The sequence below is a fragment of the Streptomyces sp. NPDC090445 genome, from assembly GCF_044769385.1.
GTDB lineage: Bacteria > Actinomycetota > Actinomycetes > Streptomycetales > Streptomycetaceae > Streptomyces.
In genome coordinates this window covers 21,891-41,295 of the sequence record NZ_JBIVXV010000018.1, presented here as the reverse complement: position 1 = coordinate 41,295, position 19,405 = coordinate 21,891, and the positions used below count along the sequence as shown (strand labels likewise).

At 75.3% G+C, this 19,405-nt stretch carries 17 protein-coding genes; 7 read left to right on the top strand and 10 right to left on the bottom strand.

What is annotated here, in order from left to right; genetic code table 11:
- Positions 1-410: 410 nt before the first annotated feature.
- Complete coding sequence (locus ACIQUT_RS27590) at positions 411-2,486, bottom strand: HelD family protein (protein ID WP_403566746.1); 2,076 nt, start codon at positions 2,484-2,486, stop codon at positions 411-413.
- A gap of 450 nt (positions 2,487-2,936) precedes the next feature.
- Between ACIQUT_RS27590 and ACIQUT_RS27585 the strand changes: the two genes are divergently transcribed.
- Both ACIQUT_RS27585 and ACIQUT_RS27580 read left to right on the top strand, forming a co-directional pair.
- Complete coding sequence (locus ACIQUT_RS27585; RefSeq protein WP_403566573.1) at positions 2,937-3,125, top strand: hypothetical protein; 189 nt, start codon at positions 2,937-2,939, stop codon at positions 3,123-3,125.
- A 174-nt stretch (positions 3,126-3,299) separates the two neighbouring features.
- Entirely contained in the window at positions 3,300-4,250 is a 951-nt protein-coding gene (locus ACIQUT_RS27580) for a glycosyltransferase family 87 protein (RefSeq protein ID WP_403566572.1), read from the top strand.
- Here ACIQUT_RS27580 and ACIQUT_RS27575 read toward each other — a convergent pair.
- Positions 4,208-5,851, bottom strand: coding sequence for a DNA repair helicase XPB (locus ACIQUT_RS27575; RefSeq protein WP_403566570.1), 1,644 nt, complete (start codon positions 5,849-5,851; stop codon positions 4,208-4,210). The genes ACIQUT_RS27580 and ACIQUT_RS27575 overlap by 43 nt on opposite strands.
- A 250-nt stretch (positions 5,852-6,101) precedes the next feature.
- Between ACIQUT_RS27575 and ACIQUT_RS27570 the strand changes: the two genes are divergently transcribed.
- Complete coding sequence (locus ACIQUT_RS27570) at positions 6,102-6,569, top strand: N-acetyltransferase (protein ID WP_403566569.1); 468 nt, start codon at positions 6,102-6,104, stop codon at positions 6,567-6,569.
- A 94-nt stretch (positions 6,570-6,663) separates the two neighbouring features.
- On the opposite strand, the gene ACIQUT_RS27565 is transcribed toward ACIQUT_RS27570, so the two are convergent.
- The 3 genes from ACIQUT_RS27565 to ACIQUT_RS27555 all read right to left on the bottom strand — a co-directional run bounded on the left by ACIQUT_RS27565 (position 6,664) and on the right by ACIQUT_RS27555 (position 11,474).
- Complete coding sequence (locus ACIQUT_RS27565; protein ID WP_403566567.1) at positions 6,664-7,953, bottom strand: hypothetical protein; 1,290 nt, start codon at positions 7,951-7,953, stop codon at positions 6,664-6,666.
- A 343-nt stretch (positions 7,954-8,296) separates the two neighbouring features.
- A complete protein-coding gene (locus ACIQUT_RS27560) occupies positions 8,297-8,920 on the bottom strand; it encodes a DUF4291 domain-containing protein (RefSeq protein ID WP_403566565.1) in 624 nt (207 codons plus the stop codon).
- Positions 8,921-8,987: 67 nt separating this feature from the next.
- Entirely contained in the window at positions 8,988-11,474 is a 2,487-nt protein-coding gene (locus tag ACIQUT_RS27555) for a helicase C-terminal domain-containing protein (RefSeq protein ID WP_403566563.1), read from the bottom strand.
- A gap of 127 nt (positions 11,475-11,601) precedes the next feature.
- Between ACIQUT_RS27555 and ACIQUT_RS27550 the strand changes: the two genes are divergently transcribed.
- Together ACIQUT_RS27550 and ACIQUT_RS27545 are read left to right on the top strand one after the other, a co-directional pair.
- Positions 11,602-12,585 carry a hypothetical protein gene (locus tag ACIQUT_RS27550; protein WP_403566561.1) on the top strand — a complete coding sequence of 328 codons (984 nt, stop codon included), beginning with the start codon at positions 11,602-11,604 and terminating at the stop codon, positions 12,583-12,585.
- Positions 12,586-12,768: 183 nt separating this feature from the next.
- A complete protein-coding gene (locus ACIQUT_RS27545) occupies positions 12,769-13,446 on the top strand; it encodes an HAD family hydrolase (RefSeq protein WP_403566560.1) in 678 nt (225 codons plus the stop codon).
- Between the two features lie 7 nt (positions 13,447-13,453).
- On the opposite strand, the gene ACIQUT_RS27540 is transcribed toward ACIQUT_RS27545, so the two are convergent.
- Positions 13,454-13,717: a hypothetical protein gene (locus ACIQUT_RS27540; RefSeq protein ID WP_403566558.1), complete on the bottom strand. Its 264-nt coding sequence runs from the start codon at positions 13,715-13,717 to the stop codon at positions 13,454-13,456.
- A 187-nt stretch (positions 13,718-13,904) separates the two neighbouring features.
- On the opposite strand from ACIQUT_RS27540, the gene ACIQUT_RS27535 reads away from it, so the two are divergent.
- The gene (locus tag ACIQUT_RS27535; protein WP_179178196.1) at positions 13,905-14,288 is read left to right on the top strand and encodes a cold-shock protein; all 384 of its coding nucleotides are present in this window, start codon (positions 13,905-13,907) and stop codon (positions 14,286-14,288) included.
- Positions 14,289-14,367: 79 nt separating this feature from the next.
- Here ACIQUT_RS27535 and ACIQUT_RS27530 read toward each other — a convergent pair whose 3' ends face one another.
- From ACIQUT_RS27530 to ACIQUT_RS27515, 4 genes are all read right to left on the bottom strand, one after another.
- Positions 14,368-15,264 carry a 1,4-dihydroxy-6-naphthoate synthase gene (locus tag ACIQUT_RS27530; RefSeq protein WP_403566556.1) on the bottom strand — a complete coding sequence of 299 codons (897 nt, stop codon included), beginning with the start codon at positions 15,262-15,264 and terminating at the stop codon, positions 14,368-14,370.
- Positions 15,215-15,976, bottom strand: a complete 762-nt coding sequence (locus tag ACIQUT_RS27525) for a futalosine hydrolase (protein WP_403566554.1) — start codon at positions 15,974-15,976, stop codon at positions 15,215-15,217. The genes ACIQUT_RS27530 and ACIQUT_RS27525 overlap by 50 nt, the downstream gene beginning before the upstream one ends.
- Positions 15,977-15,992: 16 nt before the next feature.
- Positions 15,993-16,478 carry a DUF2771 domain-containing protein gene (locus tag ACIQUT_RS27520; protein ID WP_403566552.1) on the bottom strand — a complete coding sequence of 162 codons (486 nt, stop codon included), beginning with the start codon at positions 16,476-16,478 and terminating at the stop codon, positions 15,993-15,995.
- Positions 16,479-16,640: 162 nt separating this feature from the next.
- Positions 16,641-18,014 (bottom strand): MFS transporter, encoded by a 1,374-nt coding sequence (locus ACIQUT_RS27515; RefSeq protein ID WP_403566550.1) that lies wholly within the window; start codon positions 18,012-18,014, stop codon positions 16,641-16,643.
- 381 nt (positions 18,015-18,395) lie between these two features.
- Here ACIQUT_RS27515 and ACIQUT_RS27510 point away from each other — a divergent pair, with 381 nt between their 5' ends.
- Positions 18,396-19,307: a DUF3027 domain-containing protein gene (locus ACIQUT_RS27510; RefSeq protein ID WP_403566548.1), complete on the top strand. Its 912-nt coding sequence runs from the start codon at positions 18,396-18,398 to the stop codon at positions 19,305-19,307.
- Positions 19,308-19,405: the final 98 nt, after the last annotated feature.

Here is a 19,405-nt window from a genome sequence, read left to right as displayed (position 1 = left end):
CGGCCCCCCCCCCCCCCCCCCCCCGCGCGCCCCCCCCCCCCCCGGGGCGGGGGGGGGGGGCCCGCCCCCCGGGGGGGGGGGGGGGGGGGCGGGGGCGCCGGCCCCCCCCCCCTGCCCGGCGGAGCCGGGTTTCTTGGGGCGCCGCCCCAGACCCTGCGCCTCAAACGCCGGCGGGGCTGAGAACACCTGCCCGGAGGCGGAGGCGGAGGCGGAGCCGGGTTTTCTGGGGCGTCGCCCCAGACCCCGCGCCTCAAACGCCGGCGGGGCTGGATTTTGCCGGACCCCGGCTTCGAAAGTGCGGAGCCCCGGTTGGGCAGACCCGGGCGGCCGGGTGGGGCAGGCCCGGGCGGCCGGGGCGGCCCGGCCCGGTCCCGGCGGCTGGGGCAGGCGGAGCCGACCCGGCGGCCGGGTCAGGTGGTCAGGGTCGGCGGGAGGGGGGCGGCGTGGAGGGCGGTCAGGCCGGAGACGGCACGGGTGAGGCACACGTACAGGCGGCGCAGCCCGGTCCGCTCGTCCGGTTCGCCCGCGACGATCGCGGCGGGCTCGTCCAGCACGACGTAGTCGTACTCCAGGCCCTTCGCGAGCGACGCCGGAACCAGCGTCAGCCGGGTCCGGGCGGTGGTCTCCTCGCCCGGTGACAGCCAGGCCAGCCCGGCCGCCTCCAGGGCCGAGGCGAGGTCCGGGATCCGGGCGTCGGCTGCGATCAGGCCGATCGATCCCTCCCGCTCCAGCGAGTCCCGGCAGGCGGCCACCACCGCGCCGGTCAGCTCCGCGGCCTCCGGCACCGGCGTCACCGCCAGCGACCCCGGGGTCTCGCGGACCGAGGAGACCGCCGCCAGCCCGGGGGAGATGGCCGGCAGCAGCCGGGAGGCGTACGCGATCACCTCGCGCGGCACGCGGAAGCCCGCCGTCAGCTCCTCCAGCGCCGCCTCCGGCTTGCCCAGGTGCCCGAGGGCCTCGGCCCAGTCGCGGGTCGCCCACGGCGTGGTGCCCTGTGCGAGGTCGCCCAGGACGGTCGCGGAGCCGGTGGTGCAGCGGCGGCCGACGGCCCGGTACTGCATGGGGGACAGGTCCTGGGCCTCGTCGAGGACGACATGGCCCAGCGAGGGCGTGCGCTCCACCAGGTCCGCGGCCTCGTCGATCAGGACCAGGTCGGCCGGCGACCACTTCGCCGACTTCGTGCTCCGCGCCGGCTTGGCCCACAGCAGGAGCTCCTGCTCCTCCGCCGAGAGGATCCCGTCCGCGTGCGCGGCGAGGAACTCCGCGTCGGACAGCAGCCGCAGTACCAGCTTCGCCGGGTCCACGGCCGGCCACACGGCCTTGACCAGGGCCTTCACGGCGGTGTTCCGTGCGACCGCGTCCTGCACCCGGTCGTCGGGCGCCTCGCCCGCCTGTTCCATCCGTACGAGCACGGCGTGCGCGACGCGCTGTGGCAGCGCGTCGCGGGCGGCCCCGTAGCGCATGTCCCGCTGCTGCAGCTCCGCCACGATCTCCTGGAGCTCGTACGCCGGGACCCGCCAGCGGCGCGAGCCGCGGACCACCATCAGGGGCTCGGCGGGCTCGCTGACGTGCGAGCGGACCGCGCGGCGCAGCACCTCGGCCATGCGGGCGTCGCCCTTGACGACGGCGGTGGCGGCGTCGTCGGCGCCGCGGACCTCCAGGCCGTCGCGGGTGACCAGGTCCTCGACGGTGGCCTGCTTGACCTCCAGCTCGCCCAGGGCGGGCAGGACCTGCTCGATGTACTGGAGGAAGGACCGGTTCGGGCCGATGACGAGGGTGCCGGTGCGGGCGAGCCGCTCGCGGTGCGCGTACAGCAGGTAGGCGACGCGGTGCAGGCCGACGGCGGTCTTCCCGGTGCCGGGGCCGCCCTGGACACAGACGGAACCGGACAGCCCGGAGCGGACGATCTCGTCCTGCTCGGGCTGGATCGTGGCCACGATGTCGCGCATCGGGCCGACGCGCGGCCGCTCGATCTCCTGCTGGAGCAGCTTGCTGACGGCGGCGGTCTCGGCGGGGTCGGAGAGGTGCTCGTCCTCGTACGCGGTGAGCTCGCCGCCGGTGTAGCCGAAGCGGCGGCGCAGGGCGACGTCCTGCGGGTCCTTCTTGGAGGCGCGGTAGAAGGGCTGGGAGACGGGGGCGCGCCAGTCGATGACCATGGGGTCGCCGTCGGCGTCGTGGACGTGGCGGCGGCCGATGTAGAACTGCTCGCCCTCGGCGCCCTCGGCGAGCTCCGCGCCGGGGGCGTGCAGGTAGTCGAGGCGGCCGAAGAAGAGGGGCGTGTGGGCGAGGTCGGCGAGGGCCTTGATGCGGTCGTCGATCTGGGCCTGGAGGACGATCGCGTTGACCCAGTTCGCGGTGACGTCGCGGATGTCGAGGGCCTCGACGTCCGCGCGCATGGCGCGCAGGGCGGCGCGGGAGGAGGCGAGGTGGGCCTGCTCGCGGGCGAGGGGGTGGCTTGCCTCGGCGGCCGGGGCGGGGGCCGACATCGGGGCGGGGGTTGACACCGTGGCGGGGGACGGGGCGGGGGCCGGTACCGGGGCGGCGGGGGCGGCGGGCTCGGGGGCGTGCGCGGGCACGGGACTGCCTCCAGCGGCTGGTCTGCGGGGTCGGTGGCGTGATCGGTTGCGCGGCCGGCGGGGCCACGCGTGCCCGCCGGTTCCGGCCGGTGGGCGCTCTCCCCGATACGGCGGCGGGAGGCGGCAAGAGCGGAGATTGTAGTCAGGGGTCCCGGGCGGCGCGAACGGTTTTCCCTGGCCTGCGGTTCCGGGCGGGAGGTTCCGGGTGGGCCGTCCGCCGTCCGGGTGTCGTACCCGGGGGTGTCAGACCTCAGGGTGGGCCGCGGGGGGCGGCATGGGACGTCAGTCGTAGGCGGGGGCCCTCGGGATTCCGCCCCGGGAGCGATGCGCGGGACGGGGTTGTGAACGCACCATGGAGACATGAGCACCGCAACCTTCATCCCGGTCCACGGTGGCCGCCCGAGCGGCGCCACTGCCACTTCCGACAACCGCCGCCACCACCACGTCGTCGGCAACGTCCTGCATGCCGTGAAGGTCTTCGTCGCGGCGGCCGTGAGCGTCGTCGTCCTCGGCGAGTACGGCGAGGACGCGGGCGTCATACGCCGCTGACCGGACGGCGGCGGCCGGCCCGGGCGCCGCCTCCGGAGCGCCGTCCGCCGCATCCGCCGTCCGAGCCGGTTCCGCTTCGGCGCATCCCGGCCCTCCGGCCCGGCAGCCTGCCGGGGCCGGCCCGCTGGCCGGATACCGGTGGGGCCCCGACGTTGATCCATTAGGGTCACGCCCGTGATCCGGCGTCTCCACCCCCTCCACCCTCTCCATCACCCGGCCTCGCCGTCGCCCCTGGCCGGCGTGCTGGTCACGGGCTCGCTGCTCGCCCTGGGCGTGCTGTGCATCGTGCTGCGCATTCCGGTTGCCGATGCGCTGGTCGAGGCCGTCACCGGGGTTTCGGGAACCGAGTGGCGTCCGCCCGCCGCCTACCCGCCCTTCGCCGGGATCCTGTTCACGCCGGCCGCGTGGCTGCCGCCCGGTGTCCTCAAGGCCGTCTTCGTGCTCGGCAACGCCGGCCTGCTCTCCCTGCTGATCCTGCTGTCCTGCCGCCTCGCGGGCCTGCGGCCGCGGCCCGGCCCGGTCCTGGCCGCCACCATTGCCGGGCTGTGGGTCGAGCCGCTGTTCCAGGGGCTGCTGCCGGGGCAGGTCAGCCTGGCGCTCGCCTGCCTGGTCCTGTGGGACCTGGGCCGCCGCGAGGCCGCCCTCGGCAAGGGGTTCGCCCTGGGCACGGCCGCCGGGATCACCCTGACCCCGGCGGTGTTCATCCCGTACCTGCTGCTGACCGGGCGGGTCCGGGCGGGGCTGACGGCGCTGGCCGCGTTCACCGGGACCGGGCTGCTGGGGCTGCTGGTGCTGCCGCGGGAATCCGCCGAGTTCTGGGATCACCTGCTGGGCGTGGCCGGCCCGGGCCTGCTGCTGTACTGGCCGCACCTGTGGGTCTGGGCCGTGCCCCTGCTCGCCTTCCTGACCCGGGCGATCCGCGCGCTCGTACCCGTACCGGCGGCCGCACGCGTACCGGCGGGCGGGCCCGTACAGGCGGGCGGGTCCGGCCGGGCGGGCGGGACCGCGCCCCGCGGCGTCCGCCCGCCCGCCCCGCCGCCGGTGCAGCCGGTGCCGGTGCAGCCGGTGCAGCCGCAGCCGGTTCAGTCGGCGGCGAGGAGCTCGTCGGCGTCCATGATCCGGTAGGCGTAGCCCTGCTCGGCCAGGAACCGCTGGCGGTGCGCGGCGAAGTCCTGGTCGATGGTGTCGCGTGCGACGACCGAGTAGAAGCGGGCCTCGTGGCCGTCCGCCTTCGGGCGCAGCACGCGGCCGAGGCGCTGGGCCTCCTCCTGGCGGGAGCCGAAGGTGCCGGACACCTGGATGGCGACGGTCGCCTCGGGCAGGTCGATGGAGAAGTTCGCCACCTTCGACACCACCAGCACGCTGATCTCGCCCTCGCGGAAGGCGTCGAAGAGCTTCTCCCGCTGCGCGTTGGAGGTCTCGCCCTTGATGACGGGCGCGTCCAGGTGCGCTCCGAGCTCGTCGAGCTGGTCGATGTACTGCCCGATGACGAGGGTCTGCTCGCCCAGGTGCTTGCGCACCAGGGCCTCGGTCACCTTCCGCTTGGTCGCCGTCGTCGCGCAGAAGCGGTACTTCTCCTCCGTCTCGGCGGTCGCGTACGCGAGCCGCTCCGACTCGGTGAGGTTCACCCGGACCTCGACGCAGTCCGCCGGGGCGATGTAGCCCTGCGCCTCGATCTCCTTCCACGGCGCGTCGAACCGCTTCGGCCCGATCAGCGAGAACACGTCGGACTCCCGGCCGTCCTCGCGGACCAGGGTGGCGGTCAGGCCGAGCCGGCGGCGGGCCTGCAGGTCGGCGGTGAACTTGAACACCGGCGCCGGCAGCAGGTGCACCTCGTCGTAGAGGATCAGGCCCCAGTCGCGGGAGTCGAAGAGCTCCAGGTGCGGGTAGACGCCCTTCCGCTTGGTGGTGAGGACCTGGTAGGTGGCGATGGTGACGGGCCGGATCTCCTTGCGGGTGCCGGAGTACTCGCCGATCTCGTCCTCGGTGAGCGAGGTCCGGCGGACCAGCTCGTGCTTCCACTGGCGGGCCGAGACCGTGTTGGTGACCAGGATCAGCGTGGTCGCCTTGGCCTTGGCCATGGCTCCCGCGCCGACGAGCGTCTTGCCGGCGCCGCAGGGCAGCACGACCACGCCCGAACCGCCGTGCCAGAAGCCCTCCACGGCCTGCTGCTGGTAGGGGCGCAGGGCCCAGCCGTCCTCCTCCAGCTCGATGGGGTGCGCCTCGCCGTCGACGTACCCGGCGAGGTCCTCGGCGGGCCAGCCCAGCTTGAGGAGGGTCTGCTTGATCTGGCCGCGCTCGGAGGGGTGCACGGCGACGGTGTCGGCGTCGATGCGGGCTCCGACGAGCGGGGCGATCCGCTTGGACTTCAGGACCTCCTCCAGCACCGGCCGGTCGGTGCTGGTCAGTACCAGGCCGTGCACGGGGTGCTTGGAGAGGGTGAGGCGGCCGTAGCGCGCCATGGTCTCGGCGACGTCGACGAGCAGGGCGTGCGGGACGGGGTAGCGGGAGTACTCGACGAGCGCGTCGACGACCTGCTCGGCGTCGTGCCCCGCGGCCCGGGCGTTCCACAGGCCGAGCGGGGTGATCCGGTAGGTGTGGATGTGCTCGGGCGCCCGCTCCAGCTCGGCGAAGGGCGCGATGGCGCGCCGCGCCGCCCCGGCGAGCTCGTGGTCGACCTCAAGGAGGAGGGTTTTGTCGCTCTGGACGATGAGAGGCCCGTTCACAGACGTCCCTTTCCGGCGTCGGGTGGCCGCCCGGTCGCGGACGGCCAAACCTCCAGTCTGCCGTATCGCTGCGCGGCCTGGGTGTGTCGCGGGCGGACGGGGGCGTGGGACACCCCGCCGGGCGCTCGTGGAATCCCGGGGGATTCGGTGGCGGCGAGTTCGGTCGTGGAACCGCGGGCCGGTGGGGGCTGGTCGCGCAGTTCCCCGCGCCCCTGCGGGGCGCGGTACCCGGCCCGTTTAGGGTCGGGGCATGAACGATCAAGGGGCTTTCGTACCCGATGACTTCGACGTGCCCCTGGAGCTGGCCGGGGAGGGATTCCGGCTGGAGCCGCTCGGGGAGCAGCACAACGAGCGGGACCTCGCCGCCTGGGGCGGCAGCATCGCGCACGTGCGGGCCACGCCCGGGTTCGAGGGGCGGGGGTGGCCGCCGCCGGAGGGGATGTCCGCCGAGGACAACCGGCGCGACCTGGCCCGGCACGCGCGGGACTTCGCGGCCCGGACCGGGTTCACGTACAGCGTCCTGGACGGGGACGACGTGATCGGCTGCGTGTACATCTACCCGGCGAAGGAGGGCGGCAGCCCGCGGCCGGTGCACGTCAGCTCCTGGGTGCGGGCGGACCGGGCGGCGCTGGACGGGCCGCTGTACGAGGCGGTGTCCCGCTGGCTCGCGGAGGTCTGGCCGTTCGAGCCGGAGCGGGTGGAGTACACGGCCCGCTGACCACGGGCGGGCGACGCGATACGGATGCAACGGCCGAAGGGGCCCGGCACGCTGTGGCGTGCCGGGCCCCTTCGGGGTGTCGTTGCGGTGCGGATCAGGCCTGGGAGACGGCCTTGCGGCGGCGGGCGCCGAGCCAGACCGCGGCGCCGCCCGTGGCGACCAGGGCCGCGGCGAGGGCGGAGTACAGGCCGGTGTTGGAGTTGGCGCCGGTGTTCGCGAGGGAGCCCGAGCCCGTGGTGGTGGTGCCGGTGGTGCCCCCGGCGGCCGCGGTCGTCGACGCGGAGGCCGACGGCGAGGCGGACGCGGAAGCGGAAGCCGAGGCGGACGGCGACGGGGAGGCGGACGTGGTCGGCGACGGCGACGGGGACGACGTGCCCTGCGCCGGGGCGAGGTCGATCTTCCCGCCCCGGATCCCGGTGAAGGGGTGGGTGTTGCCCTCGTTGAGGAAGACGTCCGTCGCCACGGTGAACGCGGTGGTCTTCGTCAGCTTCGACTTCGGGCCGAGCTTGATCTGGATGCGGGTGGAGCGCTCACCGGAGGCCGCGCCGAAGTTTTCCTTCGAGATGACCGGCAGGGTGAACTTGCCGGAGTCGGCCTTGGCGTCCTGCCACTTGCCGTCGACCTGAGCCCGCACCTGGAGGTCGGCCGAGTCGAGCTCCGGGGAGTCCAGCACCAGCCGGGAGCCAAGCGCGGTGTTGAACGTGCCCTCGCCGGTGGCGACGTACTTCACGTTCAGCTCGCGGCAGTCGGGCGCCGCGCTGCCCTCGCAGGTGCCGACGCTGGCGATCCAGGTCTTGAACTCGCCCACCTTGACGGCCGGGTCCTTCTTGAAGGTGAGGGAGGCCTTGCCGTCCTTCGCCAGCTCGGAGGCGGGCGCCGACGACGCGAGCAGTTCCAAGTCGCCGAGGTTGGTCGGGTAGCTCGCGCCGAGGCCGACGGTGACCTTCCAGGTCAGCTTACCGCCCGCCGGTACCTCGAAGCCGCCGGTCTTGCCCGTCGGGCGGAACACGCGCTCCCAGCTGCTGCCCTGCTGGACGGCGAAGGACTCCGATGCCGGGGTGTCGCCGACCGGCTCGACCTGGAAGGTCACGTCGTTCTGCTGGAGCGGGCTCGGGCCCTTGGGAATGCCGCTGATTGACGGGTGGAAGGCGCGGACCTTGTCCGAAGGGTTGTTCACCATCAGCTCGAAGGTCCCCGGCGTCCCGCCGGGCTTCAGCTGGCCGCTGGGCGTCGGGGCACTCATCGTGATCTTCAGAACGCCGTCGTCCTCGGCCGGGGCGGCGTACGCCGACAGCGGCATGAGGGCGGTGCCGGCGACGGCGGCGACCACGGCGGTGGCGGCAGCGGCGCGGACGGGGCGGCGGGCGGCGGTGCGAGCGGGCATGTGCGGATTTCCCCCAAGGAACCAAACGGGCAGGCGCTCCGTGCGGAACGGGCGCCGGCGGGAAGGCGACGGCGAAGTGCGCGCAACGGCCGCGGCAGAGTGCCGGGCCGGCCGGTGAGGCGGTGCGGGTGGTGCAGGTGGTGCGGGTGGTGCGCGGTCTCGTGTGCGGGCCGCTACTGCGAAGTACCGATCTTCACACAAGCTGTACAGGCGATGCATCCCTCATGTGTCACCGCTGTGCCACAGAACCCCGGGAGCCATTCCCCTCCCTCCCGACCTGCGCTAACAGGTATGAGAGGCTCCGCTTCCGGCCCGGCCCTGCGGCCGCCCGACGGCCGCCCGACTACGTCCCGAGGTGCGCCAACGAGCCCGCCGGATACGGCGTTTCCGCAGGCAGCAGGGCGCGCGCCGCGGCCTCGTCGCCGGCCCGCACCAGGGCGTGGATCTCCCGCGCCAGCGGCGTGACATCGCGGATGGAGACCGTCCACTCGTCGGCGTACGCCCGCGAGGCCGGCCCGGACAGGCCCAGCTGGAGCGAGCGGTACGGCAGCGGGTTCAGGTGCAGGTCCCGCTCGGGGTCCCACTGGACGCGGGCCGGGGAGTCGCGCAGGGACCGCTGCCAGCCCTCACGGTCGGCGTGCGTGCCCGGTTCGTAGTGCGACAGGCAGGCGCGGCGCAGGGCCTCGTCGAAGCCCTCGCGGGTGATCTCGACGGCGAGGACGGTTTCCTGGTCGGTCTTCGTGGCCCAGCCGCAGCGGTACATCATCCACAGGAACGACGGCTTGATCCAGGTCATGCGCTCCCGCTTCCAGGCGGGCGGGAACCGGCCGTCGCGTGCTGCCGGGAGGCCGAGGTGGGGTGCGTACGCCTGGTAGACGGTGATGGTGGTGTCGGTGTGGGCGGCGCGGATCTGCCGGTGGGGCGCCGTGTGCGCCTCCGGGGCCCGCGAGGGCGTGCTGTCGGACATGGAGTCAGCCTCTGTGAGGTGCAGCGCTGTTGGCCAGCGGATTTCGCGGGCCCGCGGTGCCACGGCGCTAGAGGTGCTCCTCCTCCAGCTCCGCGACGCCGGTGATCCGGTGCAGGGCGTACGTCCGCACCTCGTCGGCCGTGTGGTCGTAGCCGGTGACGAAGCCGCCCTCGACCCGCACCGGGGCGATGACCCGCTGGCTCGCCGCCCCCTCCGCGTTCACGTAGCCGATCCACACCGACGACCCCGTCAGCGCGGCCGCCTGCACCGTGGCCAGGGTCTCCGCGGCGCTGGTGCGCGGGAGTTCGCCCGGCGCGGGCGCCGCCGCGGACCCGCCCCCGGAGTCGCCCGCGGCCGCGCCCGCCGGCTCCTTGCGGACCGCCGTCGCCGCGTGGTCGCCCGCGCGGATCGCCCGTACGGCCGCCCCCAGCAGGGTTTCGTCCGGTACCGGCGGCCCCTCCGGCACCGGTACGGGCCTCGCGCGCGCCGGGGTGCGGTGGGCGTCGGCCCGGGCCACGAGCACGTCGCCGGTGTGGGATTCGGCGGCCGGGGCGTAGCCCATCGCCCGCAGCCCGTCGAGCAGGGCGGTCGGGTCGGCCTGCGCGGCCAGCACGGTCGGGGCGAGGCGGCGCAGGCCCAGCCCGGCGGACCGCTTGTCGGCCAGGATCTCGTTCAGCATGCCGTCGTCGTCGCAGCGCACGTACGAGGACGCGGCGCCGACCCGCAGGTGGCCGTGGCGCCGGGCCACGTCGTCGATCAGGTACGTCAGCGGCTGCGGGACCGGGGTGATGCTGTGCTCGCCGAGGAAGGCGTGCAGGTCGGCCGCGGTCCGCCCGGCGTCCAGGGCCCGCCGGACCGAGCCGGGCGTGAAGCGGTAGACGGTCGCCCCGCCCTTGGACTCGACCTCCGCCAGCACCGCCAGCACGTCGCCGAGCGGCCGGCGCAGCGGCCCGGGCGCCACCGCCGTCAGGTCGGCCTGCAGCAGCACGTGGTCGACGGGTTCGGGCAGCAGCGGGGCCAGCGGCGGCGCCGGGTCGCGGTGTTCGAGCAGGGCGCGGCCGGGCGCGGAGAGCGCGCCGCGGCCGGTGACGCCCAGCACCTCGGCCTCGGTGAGCGTGAACCGGGCCAGGCGGGCCCGCAGTTCGCTGGTGCCGCGGACGGGCCGCTCCCAGGCGAGCCGGTCGAGGAGGACCTCCGGGTCGGGGGCGCCGCCCTCGGGGAGCGCGGCGAGGAGTTCCAGGACCCGGCGGCGCACCTCGGGCGCGCCGGACCGGTCGAGGCCCGGGCCGAGGACGGCGAGGGTGCGGCCCTTCGGGTCCTGCTCGCCGACCGTGCCGGCGGTGCGGGTGGCCGGCAGCCAGGCGGTGGCGAGGGCCGACCAGCGTTCGGCGGGCGGGAGTTCGAGCCAGTCGTCGAAGGCGGGGGTGGGTGCGTACCGCTCGTCGGCCTCGCCGTCGCTGGCCAGCAGGCCGGCCGCGTAGGCGAGTTCGACCCAGAACGCGGCGGTCGGCTCGTCGGTGTCCAGGGCGGCCGCGGTCCGCTTGAGGTCGCGTACGGACAGTCCGCCCGCGCGCAGCACCGCAGGGCCGACGTGCTCCCAGGACTTCACCAGCTCCTCGACGGTGGCGAGGGCCGCCAGGGCCTGGCCGGCCGCGTTGGCGTCCACAAGCTGTGGACGGTGCTCGCGCTGTGCCGCCACCGGCGGAGCGAGCGGCTCCGGGGTGCGGTGCGCCAGACCGCCCCGCAGGTACAGGGCCACCTCGCGCGGCAGCACCACCGTCCGCGGCGACGCCGGCAGCAGCAGGCCGCGGTCCCGCAGCCAGCGCACGGGCGGCGCCGGGTCCGGGGTGACCTCCCCGTACGGCGGCCCCCACACCAGCCGGTCCAGCACCTGCCGGGCCTCCGGCGGAGCCGCCCCCAGCAGAGCCGCCATCCGCTCCGGATCGGTGAACAGGCCGGTCAGCGCGGCCACCGCCGACACCGGATCGTGGGTCGCGGGCAGCCCCGCCGCCGCGACGATCTCCTGGATCCGGGTCGGGGACATCCCGGCCGTGGCCTCGGCGACGGTCGGGCCCAGGCCGGTCGGCGAGGGGCGCGCGGCCGCCGGTGCCAGGAGCTCGCGGGCGGTGCGGACCAGGCGCAGCCGGTCGTCGTCGCCCCATACGAGGGCCTGGTCGCGCAGGGCGGTCACGGCGCGGGGGAGCTCGGCGCGGGTGCCGTTGTCCGCGGGGGCGGTCGGGGCTCCGGTGCCGCCCGGGTCGGGGGTGCCGGCCAGCAGGGACTCCAGCACCCCGTACGGGCACGGGTCGGGGGCCACCGCGAGGGCCTCCGCGGTCTGCAGCGCGAACCGGTCGAGCCGGTCCAGGGCGCGGACCACCGAAGCCCGTGTCCCGGCCCGGGTCGCCAGCTGCGTCACGTCCCCCGGCACGGGGCTCAGCAGATCCGGGCGGGCGTGCAGCAGGGCGGCGAGCGCCGCGTCGTCCCGGGCGCGCAGCGCCTCGGCGAGGGAGCGCGGGGCGCTGCTGCTTGCTGTGGCGCTGCTCGGCTCAGGCACGGTCGCCTCCTGGTCGTCGGCCGGTCCCCATCCGGCCAACGTTATCCGCTGCGCCCTCGGCGGCTCCACGGGCCGCACGCGCTACCTTTCGGGAGGGCGGTACGGGGCGGTACGGGAGGAGCCGGGCATGGGGATCGAGAGCGACCACCTCGTCTACGCATATCTGAGCCGTGTCGGCGACCTGGCGCAGCAGCGGCAGATGCCGTCCGGTGACCGGATGCGGCTGGTGGCGGGGCTGCGGGACGAGATCGACCGGCGGCGCGCCAAGTACGAGCCGGAGACGCCGGACGCGGTCCGCGGCATCCTGGAGCGGATCGGCACCCCGGAGGACGTCCTGGACGGCGCCGGCGCGCCCCCGGCGGAGACCGCGCAGCCGCAGGCGCAGGCGCAGGCGGGGGCGGGGGCGGGGGCGGTCCCGGCCCAGCGCGGCCCGCGCCGCCACCGGCCCGCGAAGGGCGCGGCGGGCGCGGACGAACCCGACTGGTGGCGGATCCCTGCGAGCCCGTACGGCGGCGGAGGGATGCGGGGCGGCGGGATGCGGGGCGGCGGGCCGCAGGTGGAGGGCTTCACGGGCGGCATCGAGATCCCGGAACTCCTCGCCCGCCCGGAGGACCTCGACGACGCGGCGACACCGAAAGCCCCGGGGGACACACCGGAGGCGGCCGCGAAGCAGCAGACCCTCGTCCGCTACCTGCGGGACCGCCGGCGCGCGCGGAGGCCCGACGCGGAAGCCCCGGCCGACGCCCCGGCGAAAGCTCCGGCGGCTGCGGCCCCCCGCGCGAGGCCGCACCTGTTCCTCCTCCTGGCCGCCGGCGTCCTGGTGGCCGGAGCCGTGGCCGGCTCGTGGCTGCTGCTGATCGGCGGCTGGGTGCTGGCGTACGCGTCCCGGGTGCTGGGGCCGACCGAGCGGAAGGCGGTCGTCTTCGGGGTGCCGGGGGCGGTGTTCGCCGGGGCCGTGGTCTGGCTGTGGGGCCGGCTGGACGGGCGCTGGGGCGCGCCGCTGACGGACGCGGGGCTGGGCGGCGTCTTCCAGGGCATGTGGCCCTGGCTGGCCCGAGCCGCGGCCCTGGCCTCGGCCGCCTACCTCGCCTGGCGCTCCCGCCGCCGCTGACCACCCCGCCGGGGCGGCCTGACGGGCACGAGGCGCGGGGCGGAGCCCCCGGAGCGGCGGGGAGTCCGAGTGCGGGGCGGGGGGATCCGGCCCCACGGGCGGGGCCGGGTGTTCGGCCGGGGTTCGGGGCGGGGTCGTGGGGGGTTCAGGTTCGGCGGGGGCGCGGTCGGCAGAATGGACGGTATGACCTTCGAGACCTCCGCGCCCGCTCCGGGCTCCGCCGCGCCGCTGACCGTCGGGTTCGATCTCGATATGACGCTCATCGACTCCCGTCCCGGCATCAAGGCCGCCTACCTGGCGCTGTCGGCGGAGACGGGGACGTTCATCGACGCCGACGAGGCGGTCACCCGGCTCGGGCCCCCGCTCGACCAGGAGCTCGCCCACTGGTTCCCGGAGTCGGAGATCGAGGCCATGGCCGACCGCTACCGGGCGCTCTACCCCGCGTACGCCATCGAGTCGACGCCGGCGATGCCCGGTGCCCGCGAGGCGATCGAGGCCGTCCAGGCGCTCGGCGGCCGGGCGATCGTCGTGACGGCCAAGCACGAGCCGAACGCCCGCCTCCACCTCGACCACCTCGGCATCCGCGCGGACGCGGTCGTCGGCTGGCTGTGGGCCGAGGCCAAGGCGGAGGCGCTGCGCGCGTACGGGGCGCAGGTCTACGTCGGGGACCACGTGGGCGACGTACGCGGCGCCCGGACCGCGGGCGCGCTGTCGGTGGCGGTGCCGACCGGTCCGTGCCCGGAGCCGCAGCTGCGGGAGGCGGGCGCGGACGTGGTGCTGCCGGACCTCACGGCCCTGCCGGACTGGCTGGCGGAGTACGTCCGGAGCGGGCGGACCACCGTGCCCGCGCAGGTGCGCTGACCCGGGCTCAGCGCTCCGACGGGGGTGTCGTCGCGCGGGCTGCCCTGCGCTGGGCGGCCGCGGAGCGGAGCACGCCGGCCGCGGAGATCGCGAAGCCGACGCCCATCAGCATGCACATGGCCCACGCGTACGACGGGAGCGGCTCGGTGTGGAGGAACAGCGGGGCCATGGTCGCCAGCGTGGCGACGGCGCCGAGGATGAAGACGATGCCACCGGCCCGCACGAGGCCGTCGCCGGCCCGCGGTTCGTCGGTGTGAGGAGTAACAGTCACCCGCCCAGGGTAGTTCCCTGGCCTGAGCAGCCGACAGCGAAGAACCGGCGAAGGACCGGGGATCGTCTTGTCGCCTGCCCACCGCCCACTAGCCTGGAGCCGGCGGGTCACCCATGACCCGCTGCGCTGTTGTCCGGAGCCGCTGCGGCGGCCGCCCGGACCCGACGAGCAAGGACAGAGGACAGACGTGCCCACCGGCAAGGTCAAGTGGTTCAACAGTGAGAAGGGCTTCGGCTTTCTCTCCCGAGACGACGGCGGCGACGTCTTCGTCCACTCGTCGGTACTCCCGGCGGGGGTCGACGCACTCAAGCCCGGCCAGCGCGTCGAATTCGGCGTCGTCGCAGGCCAGCGGGGGGACCAGGCCCTGTCGGTGACGGTGCTGGACCCGGCGCCGTCGGTGGCTGCCGCGCAGCGGCGCAAGCCGGACGAGCTGGCCTCGATCGTGCAGGACCTGACGACCCTGCTGGAGAACATCACCCCGATGCTGGAGCGCGGCCGCTACCCCGACAAGGTCCACGGCACGAAGATCGCCAACCTGCTGCGCGCGGTTGCCGACCAGCTCGACGTCTGACGTTCCGCAGCGTGTCACCGTGCCCCGCCGCTCTTCCGAGTCTTCCGAGTGGCGGGGCACCGTCGTTCCCGCGTCCGGTCTACGGGAAGGCCAGGGCGTCCGGTGCGATGGCCGGGACCAGGCCCTCCGCGGCCGCCCGCGTGAGCAGCCCGCGCACCGCCGCGTAGCCGTCGTCGCCGAGGTCGGCGGTGAACTCGTTCACGTACAGCCCGATGTGCTGGTCGGCGACGGCCGGGTCCAGCTCCTGCGCGTGCGCCCGTACGTACGGGCGGGAGGCCTCCGGGTCGTCCCAGGCCATCCGGACCGAGGTGCGGGCGGATTCGGCCAGCGCCCGCAGCGTCCCGGCGCCCAGCGACCGCCTGGCGATGATCGCGCCGAGCGGGATCGGCAGGCCGGTGGTGTCCTCCCAGTGCTCGCCCATGTCGGCGAGGCGGTGCAGCCCGTAGTCCCGGTAGGTGAACCGCGCCTCGTGGATGACGAGCCCCGCGTCCACCCGGCCGTCCCGCACCGCCGGCATGATCTCGTGGAACGGCAGCACGACGACCTTGCCGACGCCGTCCGGCAGCACGTCGGCGGCCCACAGCCGGAACAGCAGGTAGGCGGTGGAGCGCTCGCTGGGCACCGCGACCGTCCGCCCCGCCAGGTTCAGGCCCGGCTCCCGGGCGAGGACCAGCGGCCCGCAGCCCCGCCCCAGCGCCCCGCCGCAGGGCAGCAGCGCGTACTCCTCCAGCACCCACGGCAGGACCGCGTACGACACCTTCAGCACGTCCAGCTCGCCGCGCTCGGCCATGCCGTTGGTGAGGTCGATGTCGGCGAAGGTGACGTCGAGGGCGGGGGCCCCGGGCACTCGGCCGTGCGCCCACGCGTCGAAGACGAAGGTGTCGTTCGGGCAGGGCGAGTAGGCGATGGTGAGCGGGTGCTCCCCGTCAGGATGCGCGGCCGCGCTGCTCGGGTCGCTGCTCAGGTTGGTGCTCATGGCGTTCTCCCCAGTGGACGAGTACGGGCCCCAGCGCGCGGAATCCCGCGGTCAGGGCGGCCAGCGCGTCCCCGATGCGCCAGGCGGCCCGGTCCCGCGGCCCGACGGCATTGGACACGGCGCGGATCTCCAGGACGGGCAGCCCGTGCGCGGCGGCGGCCTCGGCGACCCCGAAGCCCTCCATGGCCTCGGCCCCGGCCTGCGGGTGCCGGGCGGCGAGCTCGGCGGCGCGGGCGGCGCTGCCGGTGACGGTGGAGACGGTCAGCACGGGCGCGAGCAGCGCCCCGGTGGCCTCGGCGGCGCGGGCGGCGAGCTCGGCCGGCGGCAGGTGGGCGGTACGGCCGAAGCCGAGCTCCTGCACGGTCCGGAAGCCGTCCGGGGTCTCGGCCCCGAGGTCGGCGGCGACGATCGCGTCGGCGATGACGAGGGAGCCGGGCGGGGCGGCGGGCTGGAAGCCCCCGCCGATGCCGGCGGAGACGACGAGCGTGTAGTCGGCCAGCGCGAGGGCGGTGGCCGTGGCGGCCGCGGCCGCGGCCGGGCCGACACCGGCGACGAGCACGTCGGCGGCGAGGCCGGGCAGATCACGGCGGGCGAGGAGGTAGCCCCCCGGGAGCGCGCGCGGCTCCGGCGTGGCGGGGTCCGGGTGGGGTATGAGTCCGGTGGCGACGGAGTCGGCCTCCGCCGCCACCGCGGTCACGATGAGCGCGCGCACGGTCGCCTGCGCGGGGTTACTTGAGCTTGACGTTGAAGGCCCAGACGGCGAGCGGCTTGCCGTCCGCGCTGACCTGGACGATGTTCAGCTTCTTCGAGGACGGGGCCTCGCCCTGGCCGCCGGTGGCGAAGATGTCGGCGCCGGGGAAGCTGCGGTAGGTGTTGGCGGACGGCTCGGTGATCGGCTGGCCGTCCAGGACCGCCTGCCAGCGGTTGCCGTCCTCGACGACCTCGGGCTCGACGCCCAGCCGCAGGGTGTCACCGCGGCCGTACTCGATGGTCTTGGCGTCCTTCGCCTCGGTCAGGCACTCCTGGACCTTTTCGATGGACAGCTCCGCGCTGTCCTGGCAGACGGCTTCGGCGGACACCGACGAGGTGCCGACCGTCACGGTCGCCAGCGGCGTCGGCTTGTCGCAGGCGGAGAGGACGAGGAGGCCGGCGGACACGGCTCCGAGGGCCGCGACGCGGCGGCGGCCCTTACCCGAGATAAGCGGTGCGGTCATGAGCCGAAGGCTATCGGGCCCATGGGCTCCCCCGCCGCACGGGGTCCCGCCGACCTGCGGCGCGCCGCCCCGCACCCACCCGCCCGACCCCCACCCGGCCCTCCGGGGTGCGACCCGCCCGGCTCCCGCCCCGCCTCGCGGTCGTGGCCCGCCCGGTCCCCGTCAGGCCACGCGGGGGCGGGGGGTGCCCGTGTGGTGGTGGCGGGGGGCCGACAGGAGGCCGCGTACGGCCATCGTCGTGCCCGCGGCGACGATCGCGGCGGCCACCGCCATCCCCAGCGCCCCGTCCAGCGGCAGCACGATGCCGATCGCGCCGCCCAGCACCCATGCCATCTGCAGCAGCGTCTCCGACCGGGCGAACGCCGAGGTCCGCACCGCCTCCGGCACGTCCCGCTGGATCATCGCGTCCAGCGACAGCTTCGCCAGCGCCTGGCAGAACCCGGCCGCGGTCCCCAGCACCGCCACCATCAGCCCGCTGAAGAACACCGCGGCGAGGATCGCGACCACGAGGGTCAGCGAGAGCACGGCCGCGATGATGCCCTCCGGGGCGCGCGCCTTCAACCACGCGCCCACCGCCGTTCCGCTTGCGTTCCCGATGCCCGCGCAGACGCCGACGATGCCCAGCGACACGGCGGCGCTCTGCCCGGCGAGCGGCTGCTCCCGCAGCAGGAACGCCAGGAAGAAGATCAGGAACCCGGACAGGCCGCGCATGGCCGCGTTGGCCAGCAGGCCGCACAGCACGGACCGGCTGACCGTGCGCAGCCCCGGCCGCTTCGAGTGCGGCTCGTGCGTGGACAGCCGGGCCCGCCGCTCGCCCTTGGCCTCGTCCACCTTGTGCGGCAGGGTGAACGCCGCGAACGTACCCCCGAGGAAGATCACGCAGGCCCCGTACAGCGGCCACTGCGGCCCGACCGTGTTCAGCCCGGCCGCGACCGGCGCCGCCGCACCCGTCGCGAGGAGTCCCGCCAGCGTGACCCGCGAGTTGGCCTTCACCAGGGAGAACGCCGGCGGCAGCAGCCGCGGCACCACCGCGCTGCGCACCACCCCGTACGCCTTGGACGCCACCAGCACGCCCAGCGCCTCCGGATACAGCTCGATGCCGCCCGTGGCCACCGCGCCCGACATCAGCAGCGCGAGCACCGCCCGCGCCAGCATCGCGGCGGCCATCGCGGCGCGCCGTCCGTGCGGCAGCCGGTCCAGCAGCGGCCCGATCACCGGCGCCAGCACGGCGAACGGGGCCATGGTGATGGCCAGGTAAAGGGCGACCCTGCCGCGTGCCTCGTCCGTGGGGACCGAGAAGAACACGGTGGACGCCAGCGCCACGGTGATCATCACATCGCCGGCGCCGTTGACGGCGTGCAGCTCGATCAGCTTGCCGAGGCCCGACTCGCCCGCCCCGTGCGCGTGCGTCGCCCGCCGGATCCCGCGCGCCGTACCCGTGACGGGAAGGTGCAGGGCACGCCCGACCGCCCGGCCGGCCCGTCTGGCCGGTCCCGAGCCGTCACGCGACGACCGTGCGGGTGCCACACTCGACATAGTGCCCCACACGCCTGCCCCGGTCCCGTCCCGGCGCGCTCCGGAACGCTCCCGGGACGGCCGTGACAGGAGCCCGGAACCGCGTTCCGGTTACGGTCGCGGCGCAGGGTTGTCCGCGAATCGGACCTTGCATGTGGGCGACGGGCGTCGGAGGAGGTAGCGTGCGTAGCGCGCCACCGGCGGTTGCTCTTGGCCGCGCGCCTCTTCGCGATCCCGCAGAATGGATTGCAGGTGGGTGTGCCCGAGGCCGATCGGGCGCGGACGTCGACGCGGCCCTCAGGTCCGCTCCGCTCGCGCCACGTACGGACAGGACCGACGGGTCGTTGTGGACGACAGTACGGACGGCGCACTCGTGAGACGGCGTAGGAGAGAACGAGACCTGTGAGTGCTGCGACGACGCGAAGCCGTACCCCCGACCGCCTGTGCGCCGAGGCGGTGGACCTCGCCCGCGAGGCGGCCGAGGAGCTTGCCGCGCCCGGAGCCGTGGGCGAGCACGTGGCCGTGATCACGGAGGGTGACCGCGTCGTCACGCACTTCTTCGAGTGCACCGACCTCGGCTACCGGGGCTGGCGGTGGGCCGTCACCGTCACCCGCGCCTCCCGCGCGAAGAACGTCACCCTCGACGAAACGGTGCTCCTGCCCGGCACCGACGCCCTCCTCGCCCCCGAGTGGGTGCCGTGGAGCGAGCGGCTGCGCCCCGGCGACCTCGGCCCCGGCGACCTGCTGCCCACCGACGCCGACGACCTGCGGCTGGAGCCCGGCTACTCCGGCGAGGACACCCCGCCGCCGAACTCCCCCGTCTCCCACGAGATGGCCGAGCTCGTCGAGGCCGAGGACGCCGACGTCACCGACCGCCGCACCGTCGTCCCCGCCCGCGGCTCGATCACCGCCGTCGCCGAGGAACTCGGCATGCGGCGCGCCCGCGTCCTGTCCCGCTACGGCCTCCACACCGCCGCCGACCGCTGGGACGAGGGGTACGGCGCCAAGACCCCGATGGCGCAGGCCGCGCCCGCCTCCTGCGTCTCCTGCGGCTTCCTCGTCGCGATCGGCGGCTCCCTCGGCCAGGCCTTCGGCATCTGCGCCAACGAGTTCGGCCCCGCCGACGGCCACCTGGTCTCCCTCTCGTACGGCTGCGGCGGCCACTCCGAGGCCGCGGTCATGCCGAAGCCGCTGCGGCCCGCACCGCCCGTCCTCGACTCCATGGCCGCGGACGAGTTCCCGCTGCGCCCCGCCCCCGACACCGGCTCGGTGCCCCCGGCAGACCTCCCCGCCGCGGACCTCGGACACTCGTAACCCCCGGCCCCGCCCGGGGCGCCCACGGCATCCCCTCTGGCGCACCGGCCCCCACGGCGTACCCTCGGCGCATGGGGGCATCGTGGGGAACGTGATCG